We start from the raw sequence: 26,141 nt of genomic DNA, 5'->3' as shown, positions 1-26,141 counted from the left end.
CGGTCCGTGTGCTCTCAGCGGCTTCGACTCGAAGCCGTCCTACAGCCTGTCCGCCATCGTCCTTCGTGCCATTGCCCCCACCCGGGCGATCGTAGTGGGCGCACGATGTCGGCCTCAGTGCTGCGGCACGTGCGGATCCGGCAAGCTGTCCAGGTTGTGGTAGACGACACCGTTCTGGTCGCCGACGCTGGTGATCGAAGCTGGGTCGAGGTTGACAGTGTCCCCGACATAGACCGTCGTGGGTGGGTACCGACGCACGGCGTTGATCGCAGTGAGGTACGCCGTGCCGACGTCGAAGCGCTTGGCGATGAACTCCCAGATGTCGCCGGGCGCAACGACGTACGCGACCGGCACACCCTTATCATTCAGCTTCGTGGTCCCGGTGGCGTACTGGATGGGGCCGCAGTCGACCGGCTGCTGGGCCTCGCTGTAGTAGTCCCGCTCCCAGAAGCCCCAGCCGACGCACGCCGCGGCGGTCGGGGCCGGCGCAGGCGTTGCGGTTGGGGTGAAGGACGCCGCGGGCGTCGGCGTCGCCGGATGGCTGGCCTTGTGGATCAGGTCCGGGGTGTGCTCGGCCGCTGTGCAGCCGGTCAGAGAGATGCCGAGCAGCACCGCCGCGACCACCGAGCGTGACTTCCTCCGTCGTCGTTCCACGATCACAGGTCGATCGACGAAGCGCGCTGGGCCTCGCTCGTGTGAGCAGCGACGAGCCGGCCAACACGAGTCATGACCAGCGATGCGGCGATGAATGCGACGCCCAGCGGTGCCACAACCTGGCCAATGATCCGGACGATCACTTCAAGTACGGTGAGGACGCCTTGGTCCACATTCACATCTGATCCCGGCTGCACAACGGCCGCGATGCCGATCTGTGGTATCAGAATGGTCAACAGGGCTCCGGCCACGGTGAGCGCGATGCCCCACCACAGCACTACCTTCGGTCGCAGCTTCGACTCATTCACGGACGTCCCCTTCGTCGCGGCTGGTCATGATGCTAGCGGGCCGCTCGGCAACTTTCAGCGCACAGCGGCGCCTCCGGCATTATGAGTCGCCGCCGAAGACCACGGTTCGGATTGACGCGGCGATCGAGGAGGGATCCTCGATCGCGTGAGGCAGTAGCCCGCGTCGCTCGAAGGGCATGAGCGGAAGCTTCTCGCCTAGTGAGGTCACGACGAGAGCTTCACGCCAGATGCCGCGCCCGTTGTCGGACGGCCCTGTGCTGATCTGGTCGATGTCCGACAGCAACAGAGTCTCCTTCCCGCGGACCAGCCGCAGTCGGCCGGGCGCCGCGTAGAGCGTCGCCCAGAATCCGGTAGCCGCGAGAAGTCGGCTGGGGGAACCGGCGCGCTCGTGCAGAAACATCGCTGCGCCAGGCGGTACGGTGACTCGCCACCCGGTATCTACGGTCATGTGCGCCATCGTAGCGAGTCGGCCGCCGCAGACCACCTTCCTCCAGCCGCCGGTGCTGAGGCCCCAGACGAAGAAGAACACGAGGATCACGGCCGCGATCCCGGCGCCCACGACACCAAGTGCGATGACGGTCGCACAGTACGGTCGCAGTGCGACGGCGATGATCGCGATATCTGGAAGGACAACGACCGGGCGGGCCTTCTTCAATCGGGTTCGAGCGGCGGCCCAAAAGGAGCTGAAGCGAAGGATAGAACAAGTGAAGAGATACATCCCAAGAGGAGACCAAGACCAAGGAAACAGAGACAGAAACCAAGAACGGAGATAGGAGAGACCAAGGTGAAGGGAGATAGAAGCTAAGAGCAGATGCACGCAGGCACTTTGAGTGGGTAGGCCTAAGCCGGCTGGCCTCTATACGTGATCCGTTGCGCGAGATTTGAGACTTGGTCGTCCTTCTTCGATGAGGATCTCGGTGGCTAGATCCGGTGGCACCCCGGCGTCGACGAGCCACGAGCGGAAGCGGGAAGGGTTCAACACCCTCGGGCGGGTAGCTGACTCGAAACCGCGATTCGACAACGCGCGCCGGATGGCGTTTCGCAGGCGTCGAAGCTGGACGGCCGTGACCATCACAATGCCAAGGAGCGCGACGGGGACGGCGGCGTTGAGCGCGCCCAGCAGGGTGTGAAGTGAGCCGCCCGAGAAGGCGTGGACAATTCCGATCGCCCATCCCATCGGGAACACGACGATGAGGAGACGAAGTGGTGCGAATGCGGAGGCGAGCTGCGACGCGAAGCCGGGTCCGATGTGCGGGGTCCAGATTCGGACGAGCTGGTTACTACCGAACATCACGCCTCCGACGCTCTCGCTGGTCTCGCGTCAGGCCGGTGAATCGGCTTGTGACGGGTCAGCGCACAACGCCCAGTGGTCGTCATCTCGATCGCAGTCATGACTGACGCACGATGGCAAAGGGGTCCTCGTCGCTGTCCAACCACGAATCGCCCTCGTCCTCATGCAGGATCACGTCGGTCATGCTCGCTACAGCTTCTAGGCCGGCGACTTGTTCGAGGCCGTGCCACCCGTGAACGTGAGCGATCTCGTGAACTGCCGAGATCGGGTCGTCAACGCGAAACATGGCGTCCTCTTCCGTATCCTCCGGCCATGCTGTGGAGTAAGCGACGCGGCCCGCAGAGATCAGCTGCTGCTCATCGAGAACCCGATAGTCCCACCTCCCGACGACGCTGAGTACCTCATGTTCGAACCTCTCAAGTGGTTCGTCTTCATCGTCGTCCTCATCCCAATCTTCGGTCTCGAGTCCGAGCGGCGAGGATCCGCACCAATCGAACTCAGCGTCGTCGAATGCTGCGGCGGCTCGACGCAAGGCTTCCGACGACGCGATGTAGGCGACATCCTCGTTCCCCCTCCCAGATCGGCCGAGAGTCAGAGAGATGTGATCACGGAGGGCCAGCAACAGGTGCTCGCCCTTTGCGGATAGGGCCTCTCTTGCGGCCGGTGTCCACTGGGTCTCGCTGTCGAACTCGTCGGTCATTTCTGAACTATAAGGCGAGCGGAAGATGCCCGCAGCGCATGAGGCTGGCTCGTGCGATACGAATCCCGACCGCCATGAAAAGGGTCGCTCGAATATCGCTGATCGGGGCTGCTGCGGGCGGCGCTGCGCTGGCCGGGCTTGTTGTCTTTCCGCCGGCCGATCGTAGCTCGCTCCCGGTGCTCCGCGCCGGACTTTCGCGGCATATCCTCCTTCCGCTTCGCTCCAGTCCGGTATTCCACGGTCCCGGCACTGCGCGCCGTCCACTCGCTCTTGATCAGTCGCCGGAAAGGCAACAAGAACTGATCGAGCAGGGAAGTGAGCGAGATGCGGGTATTCATCATCGACAGCAGCAACATGGGTCCGGAACTGCAAGGCGGGCTCATCGGCGTAGAAGGGTCCGCGGACCCGACTGCTGCAGAAAAACAGACGTGCGTGGATACAGTGAGCCGGTACCTGGCGGACGGTTGGGCGATCTGCGCGGACCCGTTCACACCCATCGGTTGGTTAGCTGCTCTGACGGCAGAAGCAGCATGTGCCCCATTCATTGCGCTCGGCGATTCGAAGACACTTTCGTTCAGGCGATGAAGCCCCGCTCCCGCGCCGCGTCCGTAATGGGCTTCACGGCCGCCTTACCTAGCCTCGCCGTCAGAGTCTCAACGAGCCCGTTGACGTGGTAGCTAACCATGAAATTGTTGGGCGTCGAAGCTCGAACTCTTTGAACGTAATACTCCACAATCTCAGCACCGAACGAGGTCAATGCGCCCTCAGGAAAATCTGGTTCCATGAAGTGCTCGCTTAGCGGGATATCGTCATGTTCTGCGAACAGCTTGACGGCCTCAGGAATGCGCGGCCCGAGGTAAGGCACCACATCTGCCCAGACGGAGAGCTCGTCCGCTTCAGCCGTACGGGGAACTCCCTGAAACCGCGCCTGCAAGTGTCGGCGGAGCCATTTTTTCCAGATCTCATCTCCATTGATACCGGCTCCCGCTAAGAAGTGGACGATCTCTCGAGCAAAGCCTGACGCATGCTTTCCCTCGTCCTCGAGAATGCTCGCGTCGAGGAGTTGTTTGCGCGACTTCGCTGGAATCGCAGCAAACGAGACGATCGACGCGACCATTCCGAAGAAGTTCACTTCCAGCCCGCGCTCGCCGAGATCATCCATATGTCCCCACTGGCGAATGGTGCTCTGGAGCAGGCCAGCTGCCAGCATCCGGTCGTTATAGCGCGGCTGGTACAAGAACGCCGTCCAGGCGAGTTTCGCTGATACCTCATGACCGAACAGCGGCAGTACTCGTCGCTCGGTGAACTCCGGATCCGCCGCAAACATGAAGAACGCTTGGCTCGCGAATGCCGGCTCGATAGCGTCCAGCGCGTGTCTGGGTCCAGCGAATAGGTCCTCGATGGCATCCCTCTCTTCTTCGTTGAGCCCTTTCCAGTCGTCGCGATGGTTTCGCCAGCGCCGGTCGATCGCGTTCATCCAGAACCGTGCGATGTCGCCTGGCCAAGAGTTCAAATACAGCGGTGCGGGCGATACGGGATCAATATCCTCGGAGTGAGAGAACGATTCTCCGTGGTTATCCCACAACGCTCTTGCCAGCCCTCGCATTGCCGCGTCTGCCCGATCCTCCTCATCGTCGATCATGATTTGGGCCTGTTCGACGAGGAACCGACCGATAGCCCGGGTGGAAGTTGGGATATGGACCTGACTCGCGACCCGCTGCGTTGCAGCGCCCGCGAGATCGCCGAGCGAGGACTTCGACCAACCCTCGATTACCGCTCGGCGCAGATCGTCCCCTTTGACGCCCAGTTCGGGCTCTTCATCTGCCAGCGACCAGATCGTAATTCCTTGCGGGGGCGCGTCTCCACGACTTGCCTGATCAAGGAGAGCGCGTCGTCCCATGACGGCTCATCAAAACTGCGCTCTGAGTAATCGCGCTCGATCAACTCGCCAAGCGCCGCGCCCGGAGCCTTGGACAGCGCCTCAACAAAGTCTTCGGGCGCCATCGGAAGCTTGCCGCCCCATGAGCCGCTTGACGTCCAACTGTCGAAGTCTGGGTGTTCGCGGGCCGCAAACGTCGGGTTCTCTTGCTGGAGCCTCGCGAGCTCGTTGAGAGCGTCATTCCAGTCCGGCGCATGTTGCGTTAGCCAAACCAACGCGTTGAAAACCGCATATTGAACGTGGCGATGCCTATCGGGAATGTCGTCCGGGAAGCTTGGGCCGGTCAATACGGCCGCTAGAAGTCGAGAGCGAGTTTCACTCGAAGCGCCGCTGACCGAGTGGGCCAAGATCTGGAAGGTCTCATGCTTGAGGTCGCTGGCGTACAACGCTGCCTTATCGAGCAGCCAAGAGATACGTTCGTCCTCGTCCAGAGCGGAGCTGCCATCCACGACATAGAGCGCTAGCTGTAGTTCCCCGTGAGGTTGTGAACGCGGGCTGCGGGTGTTGAGCCGCCGATTCCGGTGTGGGGTCGGTGGTGATTGTAGTGATGGAGCCAGTGCAGGTAGGCAGCCGCGCGTGAGTCTTCGTCGGCGTAGGCGATGGCGTAAGCCCATTCGGTTTCCAGAGTGCGGTTGAACCGCTCGACCTTGCCGTTGGTTTGCGGTCGGTAGGGGCGAGTCTTGCGATGCTGGATGGTGCCGAGCGCGTCGGCGAAGTCGTTGGATCGGTAGCAGGCTCCGTTGTCGGTCATCACGGCGGTGACGGTGATTCCGGCATGTTGGAAGAACGCATTCGCGCGAAGCCAGAACGCGGCCGCGGTCTCTTTGCGCTCGTCGTCGAGAATCTCCGAGTAGGCCAACCGGGAGTAGTCATCGACGGCGTGGTGCAGATAGCGGTAGCCCCGTGAGGCGGGCGCTCCTCTGCGGGCAGCGCGCGAGCGGGCGGCTCCCGCTCGGCGGTTCTGCTCCGAGACGCGGCCGTGTGCCCTCCAGCCTCCGCCGTCGGGGACGCGGCCCTGCTTCTTGATATCGACGTGGACGAGCTGGCCCGGCGAGGCGACCTCGTAGCGGATCGGTTTCGGTCTGCGAACCGGTAACCCGGTGCTGGCGTCAAGATGGGTCAGCAATGGCATCCGGTAACGGGCCAACACCCGACCGACCGTCGAACGGTGCAAGCCGAGGTGATACGCGATCCGATGCGGACCCCACCGGCGCGTGAAGCGCAACGCGACGATCCGCCGCTCGACGCGCCGACTCAACCGCGACGGCGATGTCGATGGACGGCAGCTGCGATCAGTCAACGGCAAACCAGCCCGGTAACGGTCAGCCCACCGCTTCGCCGTGGCCGGCGAGCACTGGAACCGATCCGCAGCACGCCGCAACGGCCAGCCCCGCTCCACGACCAGGACGGCAAGACGACGACGCCCCTCCGGCGTCAACGGTGCATTAGCGTGAGTCACGAAGACCTCCGAGAACGATTGGTGTGTGGTAACCCACATCGTTCCGGAGGTCTTCGCCTAAGTCACGCGTTCACAACGTGTCGGGGAACTACAGCTAGCCGTTGGAATAATGGTCGGTTCGTTTCCCACCAGCGTGTTGGAAGCTCAGGTCGAATTGGGGACGCCAAGTCTGCGTACGCCCGCAGTCCATCGATTACGGCATCGATCGGGTGGCGAAAGCTGTCTTGTCCGTGAGGAGCAATGGACGATCGCCGAGAAGAAAACTGATCCCACTCGCGCTTGCCGTGGAAGGCCTCCAAGAGGTCGTAGGCCGAGGCAAGCGCATCCTCCAGCATGACGCCCACGAGGGAATCACCGTGTGGTGAATTGTCCACTAGCTTGATGATGTGGGCTGTCAGCGAGTGCTCATCGGTAGCCCATTCGACGTCCGCATCGGGTAGGGCCAGGGGATGATCCGAATCGTCGAGAAACCATCGACGCTTCAGTTGAAGATAGGGCCGGAGGCACGCGCGAATCACGGAAATGTCGATCGAAGGGCCGTCAGAGCTATAGGGAAGTAGGTGTTCCAACGCTCCGGGCGATGACTGGCCACCGATTGACGTGGCAATAAAGGATTTCCAACGCCTTCCAGCATCGGCGTCAAGCTTCGCAAGCTCGTCAGCGGTCCAAGCAGAGCCTCTGAAGAGGTTGTCCGAAAAGGTTTGGCCGACTCGCTGAACAGTCTGGAGCGCGGCGCCATGGAGTTCGGGCGAGGCGATAAACATCTGACAGAACCAGGTTCCCAGGACGGCGCTCGCGTCGGTCAGAGCGCCGGAACGAAACAGCGCCGAAAAGCTTTCATGTCCCTCGATCCATCGCAGCCAACTCACCCGCATGTCGAGTTGCGCTTCAGTAGTCGCCTGAGCAAACTCTTGCGCCCCTTGGGTCGTTCGGAGTCGGCCCATCAAGTAGTCGCGTTCCACCGGCGTGAGTTTCGGGCCGGCCGTCACGATATCTCGCATCCGCGCTCGGTGCTCAAGTTGACCCATTCGGGCTCGATCCCCCCACGCTTCGAAAGCTGACACAAGCGCGCCGTGATCGCGTCCTACGACGGGGTATTCAATCGGGACTATTCCGAGGTATTCCCATTTCGTGTCGTCTGGGGCGCTCGTAAAGGCAAAACGGGTGTTCGGAGAACCTTCATCCCGAGACGGCAAACCAAGCGCGAGATATCTCATGATGACGTCGTCATGGCTATAGCCGACGAACACGACGGTGAACCGGTCAAACATGGGAAGCAGGAAGCGCGCCGCCCACGCGTCTGTCATGTATGCCCGGCCGAAATCGCGGTCAGTCAGGATCATGTCCATTTCGGAACGCGTGACTGAGCCATGCAAGTGGACGAGCCCCTCGAACGACCGTCCTAGCGGTAGAGCGGGCGCAAACCACGTATCTCCGATTGGCATCGCGGCGTCACGAGCAGCACTTGCCAAATGGTCGTCGTAGTTAGTGGTGACGACTCGAAACGTACCGCTCGCGTTCGCCAAATCAACGATCGCCCGGTGCAAAGGGCTAAATCTTGATTTGGGATCGCTTATGAGCTCCTTAGCGTGCTGATGTGCGTTGAATCCGCCTGGCAGAGATTCCAACGAGCCGATAAAGAAGTCGAATCCCCCGCGTTTTGAGAATCTGTGCGATGCGCGTTTTGCTAGGGCCCTCGCAAGATTCTCAAACGTGGGAAGGCTCGACGGAGCCCCCGCCGAGGCTCCTGCCCCGACGAAGAAGACAAGCGTTCCGTTGGCGTGAGCCTCCACGACTTCTTCGGGAAGATCTACTTTGCTGGTCACGTACAACGAGAACTCCGTACCTAGCCCCGACGCTGCTAGCGTCTCTAACGATTAGTTGGTGTCGCGTGATCAGGCTCGCAGAATGCGGCGGTCACGACCTGCCCCAGAAGGGGCGGCAGTTCGTCGAGGCGGCGCTTCACTTTCCGCACCTCAGACTTCCTTCTTCCCGGTCTATTCGTCCCTCGTGCGATAATCGCTGCCATGATCACCGCCGTTCCTGTAGATGTGCAGGCGATTGGGCGCGCCTGCGAAGCACACGGGGTCCGGCGACTTCGCATCTTTGGCTCGGTGCTCAGCACAAACTTCGACGCAGACAAGAGCGATGTCGATTTTCTCGTCGATTTTCTGCCCGGGCGCGGCGGCCTGTTCCACGACTACTTCGAGTTGAAGGAAGAGCTGGAGCGGATTGTTGGTCGCGGGGTCGATCTGGTCGACGCCGGCGCTGTGCGCAATCCATACTTCGCAAGATCCGCGTTCGGCAGCGCCGAGGATCTTTATGCTGCCTGAGTCGCCGGCATTCCTTTGGGATGCGCGCGAGGCCGCGACGAAAGCCGCCTCCATCGCACAAGGTCATGAGCAAGCGGAGTATCTAGGTGACTGGGTGCTGCAAGCCGCAGTCGAACGGCAACTCGAGATCCTCGGCGAGGCGCTCAAGAATCTTCGCGCGGCCGACTCTGAGACTGCGGCTCGGATCCCCAATGTTCACGCGATCATCGCGACGCGAAACATCCTTGTGCACGCGTATGCGCAGGTGGATCAGCGGCGACTGTGGGAGATCCTGATCGATGACCTCCCGGAGCTGATACCGGTGCTCGAAGGCTTGCTCGTCGAAGTCGATGAGGCGGAGACGTCACTCCAAGACCGCGATGCTGGCCCGAGGGCGTAGGCCCAAACACTTTCCCAGCGTGCCCACATTTTGCCCACAACCGTGTGAGATCCAGTTAGATCCAAACGATCGCTAGTGAACCAAAAGGCGCATAATTCCGCGGATTTTCGAGCGTACGAACCCCCTCCGGCGGCCCGTATCCGGGTTCAAGTCCCTGGGGGCGCAACACCGCAGGTGGCGCGAAGCCCCCGATCCCTTGGAAACATTGAGATCGGGGGCTTCTTCGTTTTCGTGGGTGGGTGCGCGATGAGGCCGTCTGCCCACCTCTGATTTCGTCGCTGCGTGTTGATCAAGTCTTGGAGCACTGGCAACCGTGGAGGACTGATGATGGTCAGCCGACGCGGCCCGCGTTAGAGTCCCTGCATGGGCGAACGGATCGAGCACTTCCTCGACTGGGCTGCTCAGCCGAGCGACCTCAGCGGCGGGAAGGACCTGCGGGTCTTCTGGAATTCCGTGCCTCATAACGAGGACGAGGCCTCTGCCGACGATAAGAACTGGGCCGCCAGCGAACCGGACCTTGACGCGCCATAAGCTGCTTGCGCCAGAAATAGCGAGCGGAGCGCCGCCTCGTGCACTAACCAGGTGAAAGAGTCGAAGCCGTCACCGACGCCGGTGAATTCAGCATCCGATATCTTCGTCTCCGGTCCGGTCGCCACCATCCGGCTTCTTCGAGCCGACCGTCACCAAGCATGCGAAAAGGGGAGTTGTGCGAGTCCGAGTCCTTACCCGGTGGGTCGCGTACTACGCGTTTGCCCTCCTCTGGCTGATCTTCCTGGTGTTCATGATGATCGAGCGGATTGGGACATCATCGCTGGGTTCATCGACGGAGCTGACCATCGGGATGGTGGTGTTCGGCGGAGTGCTCCTCGCCGCGGCCGTTGGTTTCCCGTTGTGGGTCCTACCGAACGTTCGATGCCGCGCCGAGCTACGTCGTCGCTATCCCGATGCGGTCGCGCTCGTCGCGCGACGCGATGATTTCCGCGCATTCATCGACGTGGACACGCTCGACATCCCGTACCGGAGAATCCCGTACTTCCTCACGGTAGTTGCAGATCGAGAGTCACTCTCCGCCTGGGCAGGGGGCGATCCGGGGGAACAGCCCCGAGAACTCGTTTCGATTCCGTGGCTCGTGTTGGCTCCATTCGAGCAGGCCGCGACTGAGGGAGTGCTTCCGCAGTTCGTCCTGCGTTCTACCGCGCAGTGGAACGGCGAAGAGCAACCGCTGCAGTTGACGCTGGGCTCCAACGCATTCGGCGGCCTCTTCCCACAGACCTACGGAAGTTCCCGCGCAGCCCTCGCTGCGCTGGACGCGCGCGCCGGCTCGTTCGAGGACGAGTTGCCGCAGGCATGACACCTAATGCGGTTGAAGAGGCAGGCGGCGGAGGACGTCACGCGCCGGAGCGCAGACCCGGAGATGCCTGGCGCGAATTCGTGCTGGCCTCGGTCACGTCATCGGCAAGCTCGTCGATGCGGTCGTGAGTGCGCTCATACCTTGACGGATTGTGGTCCTCGCGTGACGGCGATGAGGGCTGCGAGGACGCTGCGGTAGAGGTCGTCGGTTCGTTGGTCGTATTCCGCTCCGCGGGCCGTGTCGGAGAAGGCGATGTCGTTCCAGGATCCCATCCCGCCGAATACCCATGATTTGACCGCCGCGGCCAGGAGCTGGCGTGACTCCGGCGGAAGGCCCTCGGGGGCGAGGTCAGGGTGGTACGGGATCACGGGCTCGGGTGCGTCGAGCAGATGCAAAGCCTCCGTGAACCAGGCGGCCCAGTCAGCGATGTCGACGTCGCCTTCCGCAAACCCTCTGATCCCATCGAGCGCGGCCCGGAGATCGTCTCGTGCCGACGACGATGCAGGTTGTGGGAGGGTGGCGTCCCGTTGTGTGGTGGAGTTTCTCGACACCGTGCGGGATCAGCTGTTGGTGATTATGCCGCAGTGAGTTCGGGGATTGCCACCTCCTCGGTTTGAACGTCCAGGAGCTTCATGGAGTGTTCGCTGAAGTAGCGGCGGTCGGCGCCGTCCCATTCGTCGTGTTGCTCGATCAGGACGTGCCCGGCCAGGCGCAGCAGCGCGGCCGGGTTGGGGAAGGTGCCGACGACGTCGGTGCGGCGTTTGATCTCCTTGTTGACCCGCTCCAGCGGGTTCGTGGACCAGATCTGCCGCCAGTGCGCGACCGGGAACCCGGTGAAGGCGAGGAGGTCATCGCGGGCGTCCTCGAGCATGTCCGCGACCTTGGGATGCGAGCGGGCTAGCATCCGGGTGACCTCGCCGAACTGGGCGATCACATGCTCGGTGTCGGGTTGGGCGAAGATCGTGCGGATGATCGAGGCAACCATGGGACCGGCCGTCTTCGGGACGTTGGCGAGGACGTTGCGCATGAAGTGAACGCGGCAGCGCTGCCAGGCCGCGCCGGCGAACACCGTTTGGATGGCGGCGATCAGACCGGTGTGGGCGTCGGAGATCACCAACTTCACCCCACCCAGCCCGCGCGCTTTCAGGGAGCGCAGGAAGCTGGTCCAGAACGGTTGCGACTCCGTCTCGCCGACCTCGAACCCGAGGACCTCCCGGCGCCCGTCGGCGGCGACACCGACCGCGACCACGACCGCTTGGGACACCACCCGGCGGCCGACGCGGGCCTTGCAGTAGGTGGCATCCAGGAACACATACGGGTAGGTCGTGTCCGTCAGCGGCCGGTCGCGGAACGCCGCGACGTCCTCGTCCAGGTTCGCGCAGATCCGGGACACCTCCGATTTGGAGATCCCGGTGCCGGCGCCGAGCGCCTTGACCAGATCATCGACCTTCCGGGTCGAGACCCCGTGAACATAAGCCTCCATCACCACCGCGAACAGCGCTTGATCGACCCGGCGGCGCCGCTCCAACAGCGACGGGAAGAAGGAGCCTTGCCGCAGCTTGGGGATCTTCAACTCCAACTCGCCGGCGGTCGTGGTCAGAGCCCGGGGTCGGGTGCCGTTGCGCTGGGCCACCCGATCGCTGGTGCGTTCGAACGGGGCGGCGCCGATGAACGCGACAGCTTCCGCGTCGATCAATTCTTGGTACAGGGTTTCGGTCGCGACCCTAATCCGGTCGCTGACATCGGTGAGTTTGAGTTCCCCGAGCAGCTCGAGGAGGGCAGACTGGTCAAGAGCCATCGTGCGTTGTGTCCTTCCGTGAGATTCCTAGACAGTTCTCACTGACCATCGCACGATGGCTCACTGCGTCAACGACGTGACACTCAAGCCCAAGAACTACACCACCCCAAGGGACGCCACCTGCTTCACGTATTGAGAAGGGTAGGTGACTGTGAGCTCGGCGAGCTGGGGAGAATACGCGGAGGATCCGTTTCGGGCTCGTCTCGTTCGATCGTCGGTCATCGGCAATGTGGTCTGGGGTGCGTTCGTCGTTGTCGTCGTCGTCGCGCTCGTTGTGGCTGCGTTCGCAGCCCTGGGCGTCTCGTGGCTCAACTGGGTCGCGATTGGGTTGGCACTGATCGCCTCATACGCGGCGCCGCTCGTCTTCCTGAGCAGGTCGCGCATTCGGCGCGACATCGAAGCACGTCTCACTGCCGCAGGTGTTAGGTTCTCCGGGCGTCCGCCGACGTACTCTGCTGCGGCATTCACCAGGTGGATGACACGAAATGCTTTAGACGCTGAGTCGGTGCGAGCCGCGCTGCGGGCAGCGTAGATCACTGGCTCGTCGTAGCGCGGATCTGCGCCTTCATACGGTGGATTCGGCCGGCATGGGATTCGACTCCCGTGCCCCACCGGACCGGCCGCGCGAGACGCGGTTCGCGGGGCGTCCGATGTGCCAGAACGCCTCGAACGCCCCACACACGGCCCTTTCCGGTCGCGGTCGCCACAAGCCGGTGATCTGTGCGGGCAGCGGAGAGAGCGCGACGGGACGTGACGCGGGAGGCCTCCGCGCACGGGCCGGGACGGAGTCGAGCACCTCACCATGCTCGAGCGTCAGGATTCGCGCCACTCGGACTCCTCTTGAAAGGCGCCTCATTCGGGCGCGCACACAGCCGTGAGCACGCGGCTGGAGCGCCCCAGAGCGGGCCGCCGATCGAGGAGGGTGAATGAAGATTCGGACTGTCGTGACGACACTTGTCGTCGGGGGCGTTGTCGCGGCGCTCTCGGTCCTGGGCGCGGGCGTCGCCGAGCGGGCCTCCGCAGCGGACTGTGTCATCCCGAGCCCGGACATCTCGACGACGTTGACCGATACGACCTCCGGAACGAACGCTTCGGTGAGCGCCAACGACGTCTTCCGTTGGGACACCGCTCTGTCGAACCTGGATGGCCTCCCCGACGGGTGTTCTGCCACCGCGTCGATCGACCCGTCCGTGTTCTACGGGCTGCAGCCGATCACTCTCTACCTGAATGCGGACGGGACGGGCTCGACCACCGCGCACGGCGACTCGGTCGCCGCGATGGCCGTCGATCCGACCACCGGCACGCTCACCTTCACTCTGACCGGTTATGCGGCGACGCACACCGGTGTGAGCGCGCACGGGTACGTGACCGCCTTCGTCAACGAGTCGATCCAGCGCGGAGTCACCCAGCCGATCGACGCGACCGTGAACGGCGTCGTCACACCCCTCGGGACGATCACCGGGGCCGTCTGCACGACGGACTGCGCCACGCTGCCCACGACGGCCGGGAAGTGGGGGAACGAGAACTCGGACGGCACCGGCAGGGTGACGATCCAATCGCCCACGGTCCCGGCCGCCGGCACGACGGTGACCTTCGCCGACACGCTCACCTCGCCCGGACAGGCGATCGCCGACGTCGACGGTGCGATGGTCTTCGACTGCCTGGACGCGTGGGGCGACCCCGGTGTCGTCCAGCCGGACGGGAGCTGCCAGCCCGGATGGGAGACGGTCCCCGTCACGTCCGACCCCGGCGGCTCTTACTCGGTGGTCACCACCAAGCCGAACCAGGTCGTCCAACTGTGGCTCGGGATGGCCTTCACCGGCGGCGGGCCCTGGACGGACTCCGCCGACGTCAGCGTGGACGGCGCCACCTGGAACGCCCAGGCCACGATCACCGCCTACGGCGCAGGCGGAGGTGCCGGCGGATCAACGCCGACGCCGACACCCGCTCCCACGCCGACACCCACGCAGACGTCGCCTCCGACCCCCACTCCCAGCGAGACTCCGATTCCGGTTGCGACACCCGGGCAGACTCCGCCCAAGACGCCCTCGTCCGCTCCCACCGCCGCGTCGACATCGACGCCCGGACCAGGACCGGCGGCTCATCCGTCGGCACCGGCCGCCGGGTCGGCGTCAGGCGCGAGCACCCCGTCAGCCGCAACGCCGGACGGCACGAACTCGTCCCTTGCGCACACCGGATCCGACATCGTCCCTCTCGCGACCGTCAGCGCTATCGGGTTGGCTGCCGGGCTCGCATTCATCGCCTTCGCGCTGCGCCGCCGGCGAAGCGAGAGCCATCGCTGACCAGAGAAACGCGCGCGCGGAGCGGCTGGTCCTCACTGCGGCGTCGTCAGGTCGGCGACAGGCGCGAAGGAAGTCACGCGAGGCCTCCGTCCGCGCTGTCGTGTCGGCCGCCGACGAGCTCGATCCATTCTGAGTACGTGTGGTCATGCCCGAGCGGGCAATCGCACGGGATCCGGGTCCGCTCGCCGATACCGAGCTGAATGGATTCGATGTGCGGCGTGGCGGCGACCACGTTCACGTGCTCTTCGTTGCTGATCATGCGTCCTGTCCGGTTCGTGGCTGGAGTGCGGCCGGCCTCCCGGGAGGCACCCGCAGAGCCTCCACTTCACAGAGGCTCCGTGCCGCCGACGATGACGCCGCGCCCAGCAGTACAGCGGGGGTGATTTCCTCGGCGCCGGCCCCTCGAACCTGTGGATTGGCTGATCGCGCGTCACTGCGGCCGAGCTCAGCGCTCCCATATTCGCTGGGAGGACCCGGAGCTCCGGTCCTGTCGCCCGCATCGATAGTTCACCCGGAGTATCACCCGAGGAGTCAGCCGCACATGAGAAGGATGGACACCGTCACAGTCCCACGCCATCGAGGCCGAACCGCGCGACTGCACGCCCGAGCCATCATCGCGATCGCGACGGTGGCCGCCTTCGTCTGCGCCGGGGCGATCGTGGCGGCCGCCGGGCCCGCGGGCGCCCCCGCGCAGGCCGCGACCGGCTCGAGCTGTGGGATGGCCACCACTGCCGGCACCGGCATCTACGCGAGCTCGCTGTGCTGGCTCGACATGAGCGGCTACAACAGTGTCCAGGCCACATCCGCAGCGGGCGAGCCGATGACGGAGACCCTCCCGGGCGGCTACACGGCCACCTTCACCCTGAACGTGTCCGGCCAATCGGTGGCCCCCTCGCCCCTCCCCACCTACGGCGCGGCCTACCTCGGCAACGGCGCGTACGCCGGCGTGCCCGGACAGCCGGCCCTCTATCAGCCGCAGGGCCCCGCGAACAATCCCGCGGGCAACCAGACGGTCGTGACGATCTCCAACGTCACCGTGACCGACCGATTCGGCCACGCCGTCAGCAACTTCTCGCTGATCAGCGCGGACGCTGAGAGCACCGACTACCCGGTCGCCGTCGCCTACCCGGAATCGATCTCCTGGACCGCGACCACGCCGCTGTCCTCGATCCAAGCACTCGGCAACGCGTGCGGGGGCGGCTTCACGGGGGCGGGGACGACGACCGTCACCTGCACCGGCGGTGGCATCGGGAGCCTGCAGACGAAGACCGGGACGCCCGTCGTGGCCGCCACCAACCCGGCTACTCTGCAGGCCACGCTTCAGGCGTCGACGTCCAGGCAGGCTGTCGCGTTCGGGTTCCTGTTCGAGAACATCACCCTGACCAAGCAGGTCGTGGGCGGGACTCCGGGCGACTCGTTCACAGTGTCGGTGTCCGACGGTGCAGGCAACGTCCTCGGCAGCGCCACGACGGGCGGCGCGTCGTCGGCCACCACCGGCTCGGTGTTCCTCATCGGCAACGTCGCCGGGTCGTCCTTCACCATGAAGGAGACGGCCGCGGCGGGGAGCCTGATCGACTACGCCCAGAGCTGGTCCTGCACGAGCACACCGAGTGCGACCGGGGTTCAGCCCACGTTGCCGGCCGGGGGCGCCGGCGCGAGTGCGACCGTGAGCCTGCTCCCGGGCCAGTCCGTGAGCTGCACGCTCACGAACACGGCCCTCACCGCCGGGGTGACGCTGACCAAACGCTGGGTCGGCGCCCTCACCGGCTCCACCGCGGCGCTGACGATCGGCGGCCCGGCCGTGACCGGGGCCGTGAGCAGCACCTCGACCGCGGGGACCGGCCCGAACCCCGACACCGCGAACGTCGCCACGGCGACCGCGAACCTCGGAAGCACGGTCACCCTGGCCGAGGCGATGGGCGGGACCGCCGCGACCTACGCCGCAAGCTACGCGTGCACCCAGGCCGGCACCGGCTGGACGGCCACCGGCGCGACGTTCACCATGCCGAGCGCGGCGGGGGCGGTGAACTGCGTGGTCTCCAACGCCACCACAGGACAGACAGTCCAGGTGGACAAGACCTGGATCGTCAAGAACCCGAACGGGACGGTCGTCGGCACCTACAACATCCCGGCCCAGGGAACGGACACGGCGCCCACCCCTCCGGCCGGCTTCTCCGCGGCTCCGACCCTCACCGGACAGGCCGCTCCGTCATTCGGCGGCACCTACGGAGGCTACGTCGTCGGCCAGGCGGTGAGCGTCGGCGAGACCTCCGTCACGGTCCCGCCCGGATGCACGCTGACGTCCGCGGCACTCACCGCGGTGAACGGCGCCGCGCTCGGCACGCCCGCGGCGCTGCCGTACCCCGGCACCCTCACCGCGACGCCGGCGCCCAACACCTTCACGATCACCAACACCGTCGCCTGCACGCAGACGCTCACGCTCGTGAAGAAGGTCGCCTTCGGCAGCGTCGCTCCCACGGCCTGGACACTCACCGCGACCGGCCCCAGCGGAGCCCTGCCCGGCCCGAACGGGACGACCGGCGCCGCGGCTGCGACGAACGTCGGCGTCACGCCGGGCGTCGCCTACGCGCTCGGGGAGGCCTCCAACGCTCCGGGCGCGCAGAACTACGTCCCCACCGCCGCCGGCTGGGCCTGCGTGGCCGGAGGGACCTCCGTCACGGTCTCCGGCGGGGCGGTCACGGTCGCCTACGGGCAGGCGGTCACCTGCACGATCACGAACACGACGGCGACGATCACGCTCCTCAAGCACATCCAGAGTCCGGGCGGCGGACTGACCGCCGGCGAGTTCACGCTCACCGTCACGCCGCCCGCCGCGCTCGGCGGCGCGACCTCCTTCGCCGGATCGGAGACCCCCACGACGGCCGACACCATCGAGGTGAAGCCCGGTGCGAGCTACACGCTGAGCGAGCAGGCGCTGTCGTCCACCACCGCCTACCTTGCGCTCGGACTGCAGCAGTCCACCGACGGTGGCACCACCTGGACGCCGGTCTCCGGTAACCAGGTGACCGCCTCGCCCGGGACCCAGCAGCTCTACCGGTTCGTCAACCAAGCCGTCCCCGCTATCGCCCTGCCGCTCACCGGCGGCCTGGGGACGGATGTCATCGGGTTCTCCGCCCTCGGCCTCCTGGCCGCCGCCGCCGTGCTCCTCGCGGCGCAGACGCTGCGGCGAGCGCGAGCCCGGCGATCCTGACGCCCCGATCCCACCCCACCCCACCCCACGATTCCCCACCCCACCCCACCCCACGATTCCCCACCCCAGGAAGAACAGGAAACCCACCCATGAACAACGCACCCACCCGTGGCCGGAGGCGCCGGATCGGCGCCCTCCTGGGCGCCGGCGCTCTCGCGCTGGTCGGGGTCGCCGCCATCGCCGGACCCGCCGACGCGGCCACCGGCAACGTCCCGGCCGGTCCGTACACACTCACGATCACCAAGCTGGCGAACCCGGCGACCGGCGGCACCCCGACGAACGGGACGCAGCAGAACGTGAGCAGCCTCACTCCGATCCCCGGCGTCGTGTTCAGCATCGCGCCGGTGAACGGCGTCGACCTGACCACGGCCGCCGGCTGGACCACGGCCGCGGGCCTGACGGTGAATGCCTCCGGTCAGGTCGTCAATGGCGGCACCACATACACCACCGGGACAGCCGCGAGCCTGACGGAGACGAACAGCAGCGGCGTGACGACCTACTCCACGTCCACCCCCTCCGTGTACGAGGTGACCGAGACCAGCGCCCCGGCCGGCACCGAGCTCGGCCAGCCCTTCCTGGTGACCCTGCCGCTGCCGCAGAGCAACAACTGGCTCAGCAACGTCTACGTCTACCCGAAGAACACGGTGCAGGGCGCACCGGTCAAGACGGTCGACGACACCGGCGCCTACGGTCTCGGATCGACCGTGAACTGGTCGGTGGCGGCCACGGTGCCCAACCAGAAGGCGGGTGACCCGCTGACCCAGTTCACGATCGCGGACGCTCTGGACTCCCGGCTCACCCCGCCGGCCGCGGCGAACGTGACCGTCTCGCTGGCGTCGTCCACGGGCACGGCGATCTCGCTCCCGGCGGCGGACTACACGGTCGCGGTGTCCGGCCAGACGGTCACAGTGACCTTCACCCCGGCCGGGCTGACCCTCCTGACGGCGAACCCCGGCGCGGTCGTCACCGCGAAGATCCCGACGGTCGTCAACGCGGTCGGCACCGGAACGATCCAGAACGTCGCCAACCAGACGATCCAGTCCTCCACCACGCAACCGATCACGACGCCCTCGAACTCGGTGCAGGACACCTGGGGCGATGTCACCCTGCGCAAGGTCGACCCCAACGGCAACACCCTCTCCGGGGCGCAGTTCCAGGTCTTCACGTCGTCGGCGAACGCCAGCAGCCTCACCAGCCCCGTGTCGGTGGGCGGAGCCACCACGTTCACGTCCGACGCCGGCGGTACGGTCGCGATCAACGGCCTCAAGGCGCAGACCGACGGCACCGGAGCCGACCTGACCTACTACATCGTCGAGACGCAGGCCCCCGCCGGCTACACGGTCGCGCCGGCCTTCGCCAAGGCCGCCGGCGGCTACGCGGTGACGGTCGCACCGGGCAGCGCGAACCCGACGATCACCGTCACCGACCCGCAGACGCCGCCGATCGCGCTCCCGCTGACCGGTTCCAGCGGGACCGCCGTGTTCGTGGTGGGCGGTCTCGCCCTCCTGGCGCTCGCTGCCGCCGCAGGAATCCTCGTCGTCCGTCGCCGCCGGGCCGATGCCGACGAGGTGACGGCCGGCGCTGCCCAGCAGTAGCCGTCCACCGTGGAGGTGGCGCGGCGGGGAGGCTGACCCGCTCCGCCACCTCCACACCTTTCTCGTACGAACAGCTCAGGAGCGACCCCGATGACCTCCGCACTCCCGCCAGAGCGCCGCGCCCGACGACGCTGGCGGCTCTCGCCCCTCGCCGCGGTGATCGCCGTCCTCAGCGTGCTCGGTGCGAGCGTCGCCCTGTACCCGTCGACAGCGAGCTGGTTCACCTCGATCCAGGAGGCCCAGCGGATCGCGACGTACGGCGACGCCGTCAAGGTTCTCGGACCGGCGAGCCGCACCGCCGCGTTGAAGCAGGCCCACGCCTACAACGCCGCGCTCCAGAGCGGCGCCGCCGTGAAAGCGGACGAGCGCATCCCGGTCGCCACCGGCGCCACGCTTCCGAGCGGATTCGACTACGACAGGCTGCTCGCGGCCGACCCGTACGGACTCATGGGCCGCATCGCCATCCCCTCGATCGGCGCCGACCTCCCGATTTACCACGGCACCAGCGACGCCACCCTCGCCGAAGGCGTCGGGCACCTCGAAGGCAGCTCCCTCCCCGTCGGCGGCCCGGGCACCCACGCCGTCCTCGCCGGCCACCGCGGACTCGCCTCCGCCACCCTCTTCACCAACCTCGACAAAGTCGTCGACGGTGACACGTTCTCCCTCTACATCTTCGGCGAGACGCTGACCTACCGGGTGTTCGACATCAAGGTGGTCGACCCCGATCAGACCAAGACCCTCGCCCCGGTACCGGGGAAAGACCTGGTCACCCTTGTGACCTGCACCCCGATCGGGATCAACAGCCAGCGCATCCTGGTCACGGGGGAGCGCGTGACCCCTGCGCCGCAGACCGCGGTCGCCGCCGGCGCCGAGTGGCCCATCGGGCCCGGGTTCCCGTGGTGGGCCGTCGCGCTCACGGCCACGGTCGCGGCCGCAGCCGCGTACGTCTGGTGGTCCGGGCGCTCCGTCCAGCGCCGTCGTCGCGCCACTGCTGCGCCCAGAGGTGTCTCGAAGAGCACCCGCCGGGTCCGGAGGCCGAGGGCCGCCCGTGGCTGAGTCGCGGCTCAGACACCGGCGCAGACGCCGTCGTGTGGGTCCGGTCCGTATCGCGGTGGCCGGGGCGCTCTGCGTCGCCGCGGTCGTCGCCGGCGGCTGGACAGTCTCGACCGTCCTCACCGAGCAGAGTTACCCGAAGGACATGCGCGGCGCCCCCGTGGTCCTGCCGCAACCGTCCGAGGCGGTGCGGGAGAAGACCGACGCGGTCGCGCAGGTCGCCGGCAGAACGCTGCGCGTCCCCGCCACCGGCCTGACGGTGCCGCTCGGCGAGCTCAACGAGGTGGACGGCGTCATCGACCCGCCCGGCTTCTCCTCTGCCTACCTCGTCCGCAACTACGGCGCCGGCCCGTCCCACGCCGCGTCCGGGACGGTGTTCGTGGTGATGCACTCCTGCCGCGGGGGAGCGGTCTGCCCCGGGAACTACCTCATCGACGTCGACGCCGGCACCTCATCGCTGAAGGCCGGCGCGGATGTCTACGTCGCCGGACTCCACTACCGGGTCACCGGAGCGGAGAAGGCCTACAAACCGGACGTCCACACGAACGCCCGGATCTGGGCGAACGCGCCGGGACGACTCGTGCTCCTGACCTGCCTGCAGGTTCCCGACCAGACCGAGTCGATCGACAACATGGTCATCACGGCGCAACTCGTCGGCTGACCCACGGGCCGCCGAGTCCGGTCATCGGTACCCGCCGCCGCCCGCCCGGCCGGTTACCGCCGGACACGGCGTGCCCTGACGGAGGCCAGCGCCACGGCGGCGACCCCGACGAGGACGGCGGCCAGCGCGGCGAAAACCGCGTCCGGGTCGAAGGAACTTCCCGTGTGCGCGAGTGCAGTGATGGTGCTACGCGACGGCGGCGACGTCGGGGGCGGCGTCGCCTGGGTGCCGGACACCGGCGCCGGCGGGCTCACCGAGTGCACGAGCGTCGCCGTGTTCGTCAACGTAACGGCATCCACCGTGCCGTCTCCGAGGCCGAAGCCGTTCTGCGAGAAGGTCGGCGAGGCCCACTGCAGACCGGCCGCCCCCGTCGGCGCGTCTTCGGTGAGGTGCACGGTGGAGCCGGTCTCGAACGGCGGACTCGTCCAGGTCGCACCGTCCGCGACGGTGAAGGTCCCAGACGCCGTCGCGCCTTCAGGGGTGGTCACGGTGTAGGTGCCGGTGAAGGCGAGACCCGTGACAGGGGCGCTCGGCCAGTTCACGTGCTTGGTGACGGCGAACCGACCGACGGCGGTACCGGCAGCGGTTCCGTGGCCGCCCTCGTAGACCACGGTCCCGCTGACCGGTGCGGAACTGCTGCCGTCGGTGGTGATGGTCGCCTGGTTCGTGTAGGTCCTGGTCCCGCCCTGGCCGGCGTCGGTGGGCTTGGTGGCGAAGTGGATGTCGTAGAAGTAGCCGGCGTCGGTGGTGAAGGTGACGCTTCCCGCGGAGTCCACGGTGTACATGCTCGGGTCCATGAGCTGCCATCCGACGGTGGTCTGGTAGCCGTCCGCGCCGTACGCGACCTGGTTCGTGCGGTAGATCATCGGGAATGTCCCGGAGGCGGTCGAGGTGACGAGCTGCTGGTTCGGTCCGGGCGTGTCATCGACCTGGACGGACAGTCCGCCGGCCATCCCGCTCGCTCCGGCGCCGATCGAGACGTCCCACTCGATGGTGCCGTCGGCGGAGTTGTACCAGCCCCACTTGCTGTCCGGGCGGCCCGGGAAGGCGCAGTCCTGGGTGCACGTGCTGGTCGGCGGGGGCGTGACGGTGACGGTCGTGGCCTGGCCGTCGACCGTGTAGGTGGTCGGCGTGCTCTGGCTCACCTGGGTGAGCACGGTGACCCAGAACTGGAAGGTGCCGTGCAGATCGAGGGGATGCGATCGGATGTACGCGCTGTCGATGTCGCAGTACAGCTCGGTCGCGGTCACCGTGCACTGGCCGGCGACCGCGCCGGCGCTGTCGGTCAGCGGGAAGGCATCCGTGCGTCCCTGGAGCTCGGTCGGCAGCGGGACGGAGAAGCCGGCAGGCGTCGCCGGGTTGTCCGGCAACGACCAGTCCGCCTGGATGGCGGCTTGGCTTCCGGAGGTCGCTTCGGTGGACGTGAACCGTATGTCCGACACCGTCGCTTCGGTCGCGTAGGGCGGGGCGGCATCGGCGGCGGCCGCGATGCCGAACAAACACATCGAGACGGCCAGGACCGCCGCAGTCCGCAGGGACGTTCGCACTGTGAGACCAACTTTCCGGGGTTCCGCGCCGAAGCGGCGCTCACCGAGGTGATTCCCGCGCTCCGGTTTCATGACGGGGACCCGACCCGTGTTTTCACCCGGCGCGGGTCGTCAGAATCGTCGGGAGCCCGCGTCTGCACTGGTGAAGGACCGACTCGGTCGGCGACCAGGACGAAGGTGACGATGGTGGAAGTCGAGTGGCCGCCTGCGGGCGACATCCTGGTGTGGGCCAGCGGAGGTCACGCGATCCGAGGCATGGTCATCGCCCAGGACGCCACGCTCGGTCTGGTGTGCCTGCTCCTGGACCCCGCGTCGGATGCGCACGCCTGGGTGCCGGCGCGCCAGTGCACGCCGGCGACGGCCGCGCACGGTCCGGCGGACCACCCGGCGTACCGTCGCGCGCTGGAGGATGCCGCAGGGGCGGTGGCGGCGGTCGTGGCGTCGTACGCGGTGGCCGGTGACCTCAGGCGCTGCGCCGGCGCCAGCCGAGCGTACGGGGCGCTGGAACATCTGATCGACGTCGCCACGCTCTGACGCGCCGGCCGATCGCCGGGGCGCCGGTCACAGGTCCACATCGAGCAGACGGTCGAGGTACTCCGGGATCGTGGACTCCTCGATCTGCGCGCGACGGCTCAGCTCGCGCAGGGCTTCGATCGACACGCCGATCAACTCGAGCGGAATCGCGGGCTCCGGTTTCGGCAGGGGGAGCCGAAGCAGCCGGACGTCGTCCAGGAATTCGGCGCACTCCTCCGGGAATACGCCGTGGACGCCGTCGCGGAGATAGATCTGGGCCGGCGCGGCACGCAGGCGCAGGCGCAGTTCCTGCTCGCCCATCCCGCAGAAGCCGGCGAGCTGTCGGAGTGTGACGAATCCGGGCATTTTCTCGATGTACTCCGCCGTGATCACGCGACGCAGTCGTTGCAGCGCGTGTTCGGGCGTCGAGACCCGCGGGTCGAAGCCCTCTCCCACCAAAGCCAAGTGGCGCCGTCCGATGTGTCTCACACCTCTCCCGTCATCTCCCCGCGATGGTCACGACAGCGGATGCGGCTCGAAATGACGCGTCTGCGCGTGTGAATTTTCGGGGCCGGCCGGCGCGTCATCATCCGGGCCGACGGGACTCCCTCAATCGGAGGCGCGCACCCGTTGCGCCTGTTCTACAGCCGACCTGGAGACCGATCCCGTTGTCCCGCCCGAAAGATCACGACCCCGCCGTCGCCACCCGATCCGACGCCGAGCTGCTGTCCGCGACGCGCGCCGGCAGCACCACGGCGTACTCCGAGCTCTGGCGCCGCCACTACCGGGCCGCTCTCGTCGTCGCGCGCTCGTTCACCGCGACGTTCGACCCGGACGACCTCGTCTCGGAATCCTTCGCCAGGATCTACGCGACGATCGCCCGGGGCGGGGGACCGACGACAGGCTTTCGGCCCTACCTCTTCACGACGATCAGGAACACGGCCAGGGGCTGGGGCCGCGCGTCCCGAGAGATCACGATCGAGAATCCGGACGTCTTCGAGGATGAGCGCTTCTCGGAGGAGGGGCAGTTGCACTCCCTCAACAAGTCGCTGGCGGCCCAAGCCTTCCGCACACTCCCCGAGGCGTGGCAGGAAGTCCTCTGGTACACCGAAGTGGAGTCGATGCCGCCGCGTGATGTCGCACCGCTTCTCGGGATGACCCCGAACGCCGTCGCGGCGCTGGCGTACCGCGCCAGGGAAGGGCTGCGGGCGTCGTGGATCCAGACTCATCTGGCGACCGTTCCGGAGCATTCCGAGCATCGCTGGGCGATCGAACACCTCGGTGCCCGGCTGAGGGGACGTCTGACGAAGAACGCTCAACGGCGTCTCGACGAGCACCTCGAAGGCTGCCTCGACTGCACCCTGATCTCCGAGGAGGCCAGCGAAGCGAACCGCCACATCGGCTTCGTGCTCCTGCCGCTGATCGCCGGCGTCGGCGGCGCGGCCGCCTACACGAGCTGGCTGTCGACAGCGTCCGCAGCGCCGGCCTCGGCTGAAACGCTCGGCGTCGCCGGCAACGGCACGCACGCTGCGTCAGCGCACGCGGCGACCCACGGCGCCGCAGCGGTCGCACTGATCACGGCCGCGGCGGCGGTCGCGGCCTCCGTCGTCGCGACGGCTCTCGCGATCGCCCCTCCCCGGCCGATCGAGATCTCGCCCGTCGCCGGCGGCATCCAACCGCCGAGGGCGAGCGCAGCCCCGAACCGTCCGCAACCGTCCGTGCCGACGCCTCCGCCATCGCCCGGGCCTTCGTCCCCGCCTTCGCCCGCGCCATCGCCGGAGCCGAGCCCGCCCGTTCGGTCCCGAGTAGCCGCCCCCGCGCCTGCGGAGACCACCGCGGAGCTCGCGACGAGTGCTCCGCTGCCGCCGATCTCGGTCCCCGGCGCACCGGTCAGCGCACCGCTCCTGGCTCCGCCCACCATTCTCGCTTCGACGGTCGACGCTCCCGCCGACGCTCTGCAACTCACCGGCACTGCCGCCCCTGGCGCCACCGTCGATATCACGATCGCTGCCGGCGCGGGAGCCGCCCGGCTCTCAGCTCGCGCCGTGTCCAGCGCCTCAGGAGGGTGGACCGCGACGCTCGATGTCTCGGCCCTGGCCGACGGGACGTACGCTGTCTCAGCCGTCGCGTCGCTCGGCGAGCACACCAGCCTGCCGTCCTCAACGAGCGTCAGCCTGAAGCGGCCTCCTGGCAGCCCGCAGATCACTCTCATCGACGCCGGAGACGGCCGCCTCTTTCCGATCCTCCGGGGAACCGCGATCCCCGGCGCAGAGGTCGCGGTGACGGCCGGCGGGTCCACCAGCACGGCGACGGCGGACGCGTCCGGCGACTGGGTCCTCGAACTCGATCGTGGAGTGGTCGCCGGGTCCAACGCGATCGGCGTGCGGCAGCAGGCGGACGGCATGACGTCGCCGGAGGTCGAGACCACGATCGCTCTTCGCGCCCCGGCCGTGTCCACGACGGTTCGAGCGGGCACGGAGGTCGTCACGGTGAGCGGCGATCCCGGCGCGACGATCTCGGTCGCTGCCGGCGACGGTGCGTGGCAGTCCGAGGTGCTCGACTCCGACGGTGACTTCGTGGCGCAGTTCCCGGCCGGCACGCCGTCCCGTCTCACGGTGGTGTCTGTGCGTTACGCGGACGCCGGCCGGGAGGGGCTCCTCGTCATCTCCACACTTCCCGCGGACCTCACGGGACAGGGAGGTCCGTCGGTTCCGGCAGCGGCGTCTGATGGATGACCAGGTTGTGCTGGGCGGCGTCGATCGCTGCGGCGATATGCAGGAAGCGGCCCTCTCCTTCCCACGGGCAGACCAGGCACTGGGACCAGAAGATGGGCCCGTCTCGGAGGACGTCGGCCGGACCCAGGGATTCGATCGGGCCGTCTCCCGGCTCGTCCTCGACATCGTCGCCGACGGGCCTCCGACGACGGAGGATCCGTAGCAGGGCGTGCGCCCGGGGTGCGTTCATCGTTCTCCGCTTCACCTTCGAGGTGGACGGGCGCCGGCGTGGTGGGAGCCGGCGCCCTGGTGGGTGATCCGCGGCCCTCAGC

27 protein-coding genes are annotated in these 26,141 nt (G+C 66.8%); 11 read left to right on the top strand and 16 right to left on the bottom strand.

What is annotated here, in order from left to right; all coding sequences use genetic code 11:
• Nucleotides 1-114: 114 nt before the first annotated feature.
• The 10 genes from ACR5MH_RS06560 to ACR5MH_RS06515 all read right to left on the bottom strand — a co-directional run bounded on the left by ACR5MH_RS06560 (nucleotide 115) and on the right by ACR5MH_RS06515 (nucleotide 8,177).
• Nucleotides 115-624 (bottom strand): LysM peptidoglycan-binding domain-containing protein, encoded by a 510-nt coding sequence (locus tag ACR5MH_RS06560; RefSeq protein WP_431346072.1) that lies wholly within the window; start codon nucleotides 622-624, stop codon nucleotides 115-117.
• Between the two features lie 32 nt (nucleotides 625-656).
• Complete coding sequence (locus tag ACR5MH_RS06555) at nucleotides 657-962, bottom strand: hypothetical protein (RefSeq protein ID WP_431346073.1); 306 nt, start codon at nucleotides 960-962, stop codon at nucleotides 657-659.
• Between the two features lie 79 nt (nucleotides 963-1,041).
• Nucleotides 1,042-1,680, bottom strand: a complete 639-nt coding sequence (locus ACR5MH_RS06550; RefSeq protein ID WP_431346074.1) for a hypothetical protein — start codon at nucleotides 1,678-1,680, stop codon at nucleotides 1,042-1,044.
• Between the two features lie 138 nt (nucleotides 1,681-1,818).
• A complete protein-coding gene (locus tag ACR5MH_RS06545) occupies nucleotides 1,819-2,253 on the bottom strand; it encodes a hypothetical protein (protein ID WP_433862425.1) in 435 nt (144 codons plus the stop codon).
• A 97-nt stretch (nucleotides 2,254-2,350) separates the two neighbouring features.
• Complete coding sequence (locus ACR5MH_RS06540; protein WP_431346075.1) at nucleotides 2,351-2,953, bottom strand: hypothetical protein; 603 nt, start codon at nucleotides 2,951-2,953, stop codon at nucleotides 2,351-2,353.
• A complete protein-coding gene (locus ACR5MH_RS06535; RefSeq protein WP_431346076.1) occupies nucleotides 2,950-3,309 on the bottom strand; it encodes a hypothetical protein in 360 nt (119 codons plus the stop codon). The genes ACR5MH_RS06540 and ACR5MH_RS06535 overlap by 4 nt, the downstream gene beginning before the upstream one ends.
• Before the next feature lie 218 nt (nucleotides 3,310-3,527).
• Complete coding sequence (locus ACR5MH_RS06530; RefSeq protein ID WP_433862424.1) at nucleotides 3,528-4,595, bottom strand: hypothetical protein; 1,068 nt, start codon at nucleotides 4,593-4,595, stop codon at nucleotides 3,528-3,530.
• 128 nt (nucleotides 4,596-4,723) lie between these two features.
• Complete coding sequence (locus tag ACR5MH_RS06525) at nucleotides 4,724-5,341, bottom strand: hypothetical protein (protein ID WP_433862423.1); 618 nt, start codon at nucleotides 5,339-5,341, stop codon at nucleotides 4,724-4,726.
• Nucleotides 5,342-5,352: 11 nt separating this feature from the next.
• Nucleotides 5,353-6,351, bottom strand: coding sequence for an IS481 family transposase (locus ACR5MH_RS06520; protein WP_431346078.1), 999 nt, complete (start codon nucleotides 6,349-6,351; stop codon nucleotides 5,353-5,355).
• Between the two features lie 62 nt (nucleotides 6,352-6,413).
• Nucleotides 6,414-8,177: an SIR2 family protein gene (locus ACR5MH_RS06515; protein WP_431346079.1), complete on the bottom strand. Its 1,764-nt coding sequence runs from the start codon at nucleotides 8,175-8,177 to the stop codon at nucleotides 6,414-6,416.
• A 201-nt stretch (nucleotides 8,178-8,378) separates the two neighbouring features.
• Here ACR5MH_RS06515 and ACR5MH_RS06510 point away from each other — a divergent pair, with 201 nt between their 5' ends.
• From ACR5MH_RS06510 to ACR5MH_RS06495, 4 genes are all read left to right on the top strand, one after another.
• Nucleotides 8,379-8,684, top strand: a complete 306-nt coding sequence (locus ACR5MH_RS06510; RefSeq protein WP_431346080.1) for a nucleotidyltransferase family protein — start codon at nucleotides 8,379-8,381, stop codon at nucleotides 8,682-8,684.
• Nucleotides 8,674-9,063 carry a HepT-like ribonuclease domain-containing protein gene (locus tag ACR5MH_RS06505; RefSeq protein WP_431346081.1) on the top strand — a complete coding sequence of 130 codons (390 nt, stop codon included), beginning with the start codon at nucleotides 8,674-8,676 and terminating at the stop codon, nucleotides 9,061-9,063. Before ACR5MH_RS06510 ends, ACR5MH_RS06505 begins: the two co-directional genes overlap by 11 nt.
• Before the next feature lie 363 nt (nucleotides 9,064-9,426).
• Nucleotides 9,427-9,594 (top strand): hypothetical protein, encoded by a 168-nt coding sequence (locus ACR5MH_RS06500; protein WP_431346082.1) that lies wholly within the window; start codon nucleotides 9,427-9,429, stop codon nucleotides 9,592-9,594.
• 244 nt (nucleotides 9,595-9,838) lie between these two features.
• Entirely contained in the window at nucleotides 9,839-10,414 is a 576-nt protein-coding gene (locus ACR5MH_RS06495; RefSeq protein WP_431346083.1) for a hypothetical protein, read from the top strand.
• 134 nt (nucleotides 10,415-10,548) lie between these two features.
• Here ACR5MH_RS06495 and ACR5MH_RS06490 read toward each other — a convergent pair whose 3' ends face one another.
• Nucleotides 10,549-10,809, bottom strand: coding sequence for a hypothetical protein (locus tag ACR5MH_RS06490; RefSeq protein WP_433862422.1), 261 nt, complete (start codon nucleotides 10,807-10,809; stop codon nucleotides 10,549-10,551).
• 179 nt (nucleotides 10,810-10,988) lie between these two features.
• Nucleotides 10,989-12,212, bottom strand: a complete 1,224-nt coding sequence (locus ACR5MH_RS06485) for an IS256 family transposase (protein ID WP_431346085.1) — start codon at nucleotides 12,210-12,212, stop codon at nucleotides 10,989-10,991.
• A 926-nt stretch (nucleotides 12,213-13,138) separates the two neighbouring features.
• Here ACR5MH_RS06485 and ACR5MH_RS06480 point away from each other — a divergent pair.
• Complete coding sequence (locus ACR5MH_RS06480; RefSeq protein ID WP_433862421.1) at nucleotides 13,139-14,515, top strand: hypothetical protein; 1,377 nt, start codon at nucleotides 13,139-13,141, stop codon at nucleotides 14,513-14,515.
• Nucleotides 14,516-14,588: 73 nt separating this feature from the next.
• Here the strand turns inward: ACR5MH_RS06480 and ACR5MH_RS06475 are convergent, their stop codons facing one another.
• The gene (locus ACR5MH_RS06475) at nucleotides 14,589-14,753 is read right to left on the bottom strand and encodes a hypothetical protein (protein WP_431346088.1); all 165 of its coding nucleotides are present in this window, start codon (nucleotides 14,751-14,753) and stop codon (nucleotides 14,589-14,591) included.
• Between the two features lie 312 nt (nucleotides 14,754-15,065).
• On the opposite strand from ACR5MH_RS06475, the gene ACR5MH_RS06470 reads away from it, so the two are divergent.
• From ACR5MH_RS06470 to ACR5MH_RS06455, 4 genes are all read left to right on the top strand, one after another.
• Nucleotides 15,066-17,726, top strand: coding sequence for a hypothetical protein (locus ACR5MH_RS06470; protein WP_433862420.1), 2,661 nt, complete (start codon nucleotides 15,066-15,068; stop codon nucleotides 17,724-17,726).
• An 89-nt stretch (nucleotides 17,727-17,815) separates the two neighbouring features.
• A complete protein-coding gene (locus ACR5MH_RS06465) occupies nucleotides 17,816-19,321 on the top strand; it encodes a SpaH/EbpB family LPXTG-anchored major pilin (RefSeq protein WP_431346090.1) in 1,506 nt (501 codons plus the stop codon).
• A 90-nt stretch (nucleotides 19,322-19,411) separates the two neighbouring features.
• The gene (locus tag ACR5MH_RS06460; RefSeq protein WP_433862419.1) at nucleotides 19,412-20,377 is read left to right on the top strand and encodes a class C sortase; all 966 of its coding nucleotides are present in this window, start codon (nucleotides 19,412-19,414) and stop codon (nucleotides 20,375-20,377) included.
• Between the two features lie 34 nt (nucleotides 20,378-20,411).
• Nucleotides 20,412-21,035 carry a class F sortase gene (locus ACR5MH_RS06455; RefSeq protein WP_431346093.1) on the top strand — a complete coding sequence of 208 codons (624 nt, stop codon included), beginning with the start codon at nucleotides 20,412-20,414 and terminating at the stop codon, nucleotides 21,033-21,035.
• Between the two features lie 53 nt (nucleotides 21,036-21,088).
• Here ACR5MH_RS06455 and ACR5MH_RS06450 read toward each other — a convergent pair whose 3' ends face one another.
• Entirely contained in the window at nucleotides 21,089-22,582 is a 1,494-nt protein-coding gene (locus ACR5MH_RS06450) for a DUF5979 domain-containing protein (protein ID WP_433862418.1), read from the bottom strand.
• Between the two features lie 183 nt (nucleotides 22,583-22,765).
• On the opposite strand from ACR5MH_RS06450, the gene ACR5MH_RS06445 reads away from it, so the two are divergent.
• A complete protein-coding gene (locus tag ACR5MH_RS06445; protein WP_431346096.1) occupies nucleotides 22,766-23,116 on the top strand; it encodes a hypothetical protein in 351 nt (116 codons plus the stop codon).
• 27 nt (nucleotides 23,117-23,143) lie between these two features.
• Here ACR5MH_RS06445 and ACR5MH_RS06440 read toward each other — a convergent pair whose 3' ends face one another.
• Entirely contained in the window at nucleotides 23,144-23,416 is a 273-nt protein-coding gene (locus tag ACR5MH_RS06440; protein ID WP_431346097.1) for a hypothetical protein, read from the bottom strand.
• 347 nt (nucleotides 23,417-23,763) lie between these two features.
• On the opposite strand from ACR5MH_RS06440, the gene ACR5MH_RS06435 reads away from it, so the two are divergent.
• The gene (locus ACR5MH_RS06435) at nucleotides 23,764-25,830 is read left to right on the top strand and encodes a sigma-70 family RNA polymerase sigma factor (protein WP_431346098.1); all 2,067 of its coding nucleotides are present in this window, start codon (nucleotides 23,764-23,766) and stop codon (nucleotides 25,828-25,830) included.
• On the opposite strand, the gene ACR5MH_RS06430 is transcribed toward ACR5MH_RS06435, so the two are convergent.
• Complete coding sequence (locus ACR5MH_RS06430; protein WP_431346099.1) at nucleotides 25,781-26,059, bottom strand: hypothetical protein; 279 nt, start codon at nucleotides 26,057-26,059, stop codon at nucleotides 25,781-25,783. The two genes, ACR5MH_RS06435 and ACR5MH_RS06430, sit on opposite strands and share 50 nt — an antisense overlap.
• Nucleotides 26,060-26,141: the final 82 nt, after the last annotated feature.

It is taken from the genome of Streptomyces sp. L7 (assembly GCF_050990935.1).
GTDB lineage: Bacteria > Actinomycetota > Actinomycetes > Actinomycetales > Microbacteriaceae > Leifsonia.
Note: the sequence above shows the minus strand (reverse complement) of the source record. Positions and strands in the feature narration are given on the sequence as shown.

Bases quoted from the DNA above. Each gene is read 5' to 3' on its own strand.
- ACR5MH_RS06440 (WP_431346097.1), bottom strand. From the start codon at position 23,416: ATGGGCGAGCAGGAACTGCGCCTGCGCCTGCGTGCCGCGCCGGCCCAG.
- ACR5MH_RS06550 (WP_431346074.1), bottom strand. From the start codon at position 1,680: ATGTATCTCTTCACTTGTTCTATCCTTCGCTTCAGCTCCTTTTGGGCC.
- ACR5MH_RS06485 (WP_431346085.1), bottom strand. From the start codon at position 12,212: ATGGCTCTTGACCAGTCTGCCCTCCTCGAGCTGCTCGGGGAACTCAAA.
- ACR5MH_RS06510 (WP_431346080.1), top strand. From the start codon at position 8,379: ATGATCACCGCCGTTCCTGTAGATGTGCAGGCGATTGGGCGCGCCTGC.
- ACR5MH_RS06460 (WP_433862419.1), top strand. From the start codon at position 19,412: ATGACCTCCGCACTCCCGCCAGAGCGCCGCGCCCGACGACGCTGGCGG.
- ACR5MH_RS06545 (WP_433862425.1), bottom strand. From the start codon at position 2,253: ATGTTCGGTAGTAACCAGCTCGTCCGAATCTGGACCCCGCACATCGGA.
- ACR5MH_RS06535 (WP_431346076.1), bottom strand. From the start codon at position 3,309: ATGTTGCTGCTGTCGATGATGAATACCCGCATCTCGCTCACTTCCCTG.
- ACR5MH_RS06530 (WP_433862424.1), bottom strand. From the start codon at position 4,595: ATGATCGACGATGAGGAGGATCGGGCAGACGCGGCAATGCGAGGGCTG.
- ACR5MH_RS06500 (WP_431346082.1), top strand. From the start codon at position 9,427: ATGGGCGAACGGATCGAGCACTTCCTCGACTGGGCTGCTCAGCCGAGC.
- ACR5MH_RS06470 (WP_433862420.1), top strand. From the start codon at position 15,066: ATGGACACCGTCACAGTCCCACGCCATCGAGGCCGAACCGCGCGACTG.
- ACR5MH_RS06505 (WP_431346081.1), top strand. From the start codon at position 8,674: ATGCTGCCTGAGTCGCCGGCATTCCTTTGGGATGCGCGCGAGGCCGCG.
- ACR5MH_RS06465 (WP_431346090.1), top strand. From the start codon at position 17,816: ATGAACAACGCACCCACCCGTGGCCGGAGGCGCCGGATCGGCGCCCTC.
- ACR5MH_RS06430 (WP_431346099.1), bottom strand. From the start codon at position 26,059: ATGAACGCACCCCGGGCGCACGCCCTGCTACGGATCCTCCGTCGTCGG.
- ACR5MH_RS06445 (WP_431346096.1), top strand. From the start codon at position 22,766: ATGGTGGAAGTCGAGTGGCCGCCTGCGGGCGACATCCTGGTGTGGGCC.
- ACR5MH_RS06540 (WP_431346075.1), bottom strand. From the start codon at position 2,953: ATGACCGACGAGTTCGACAGCGAGACCCAGTGGACACCGGCCGCAAGA.
- ACR5MH_RS06480 (WP_433862421.1), top strand. From the start codon at position 13,139: ATGAAGATTCGGACTGTCGTGACGACACTTGTCGTCGGGGGCGTTGTC.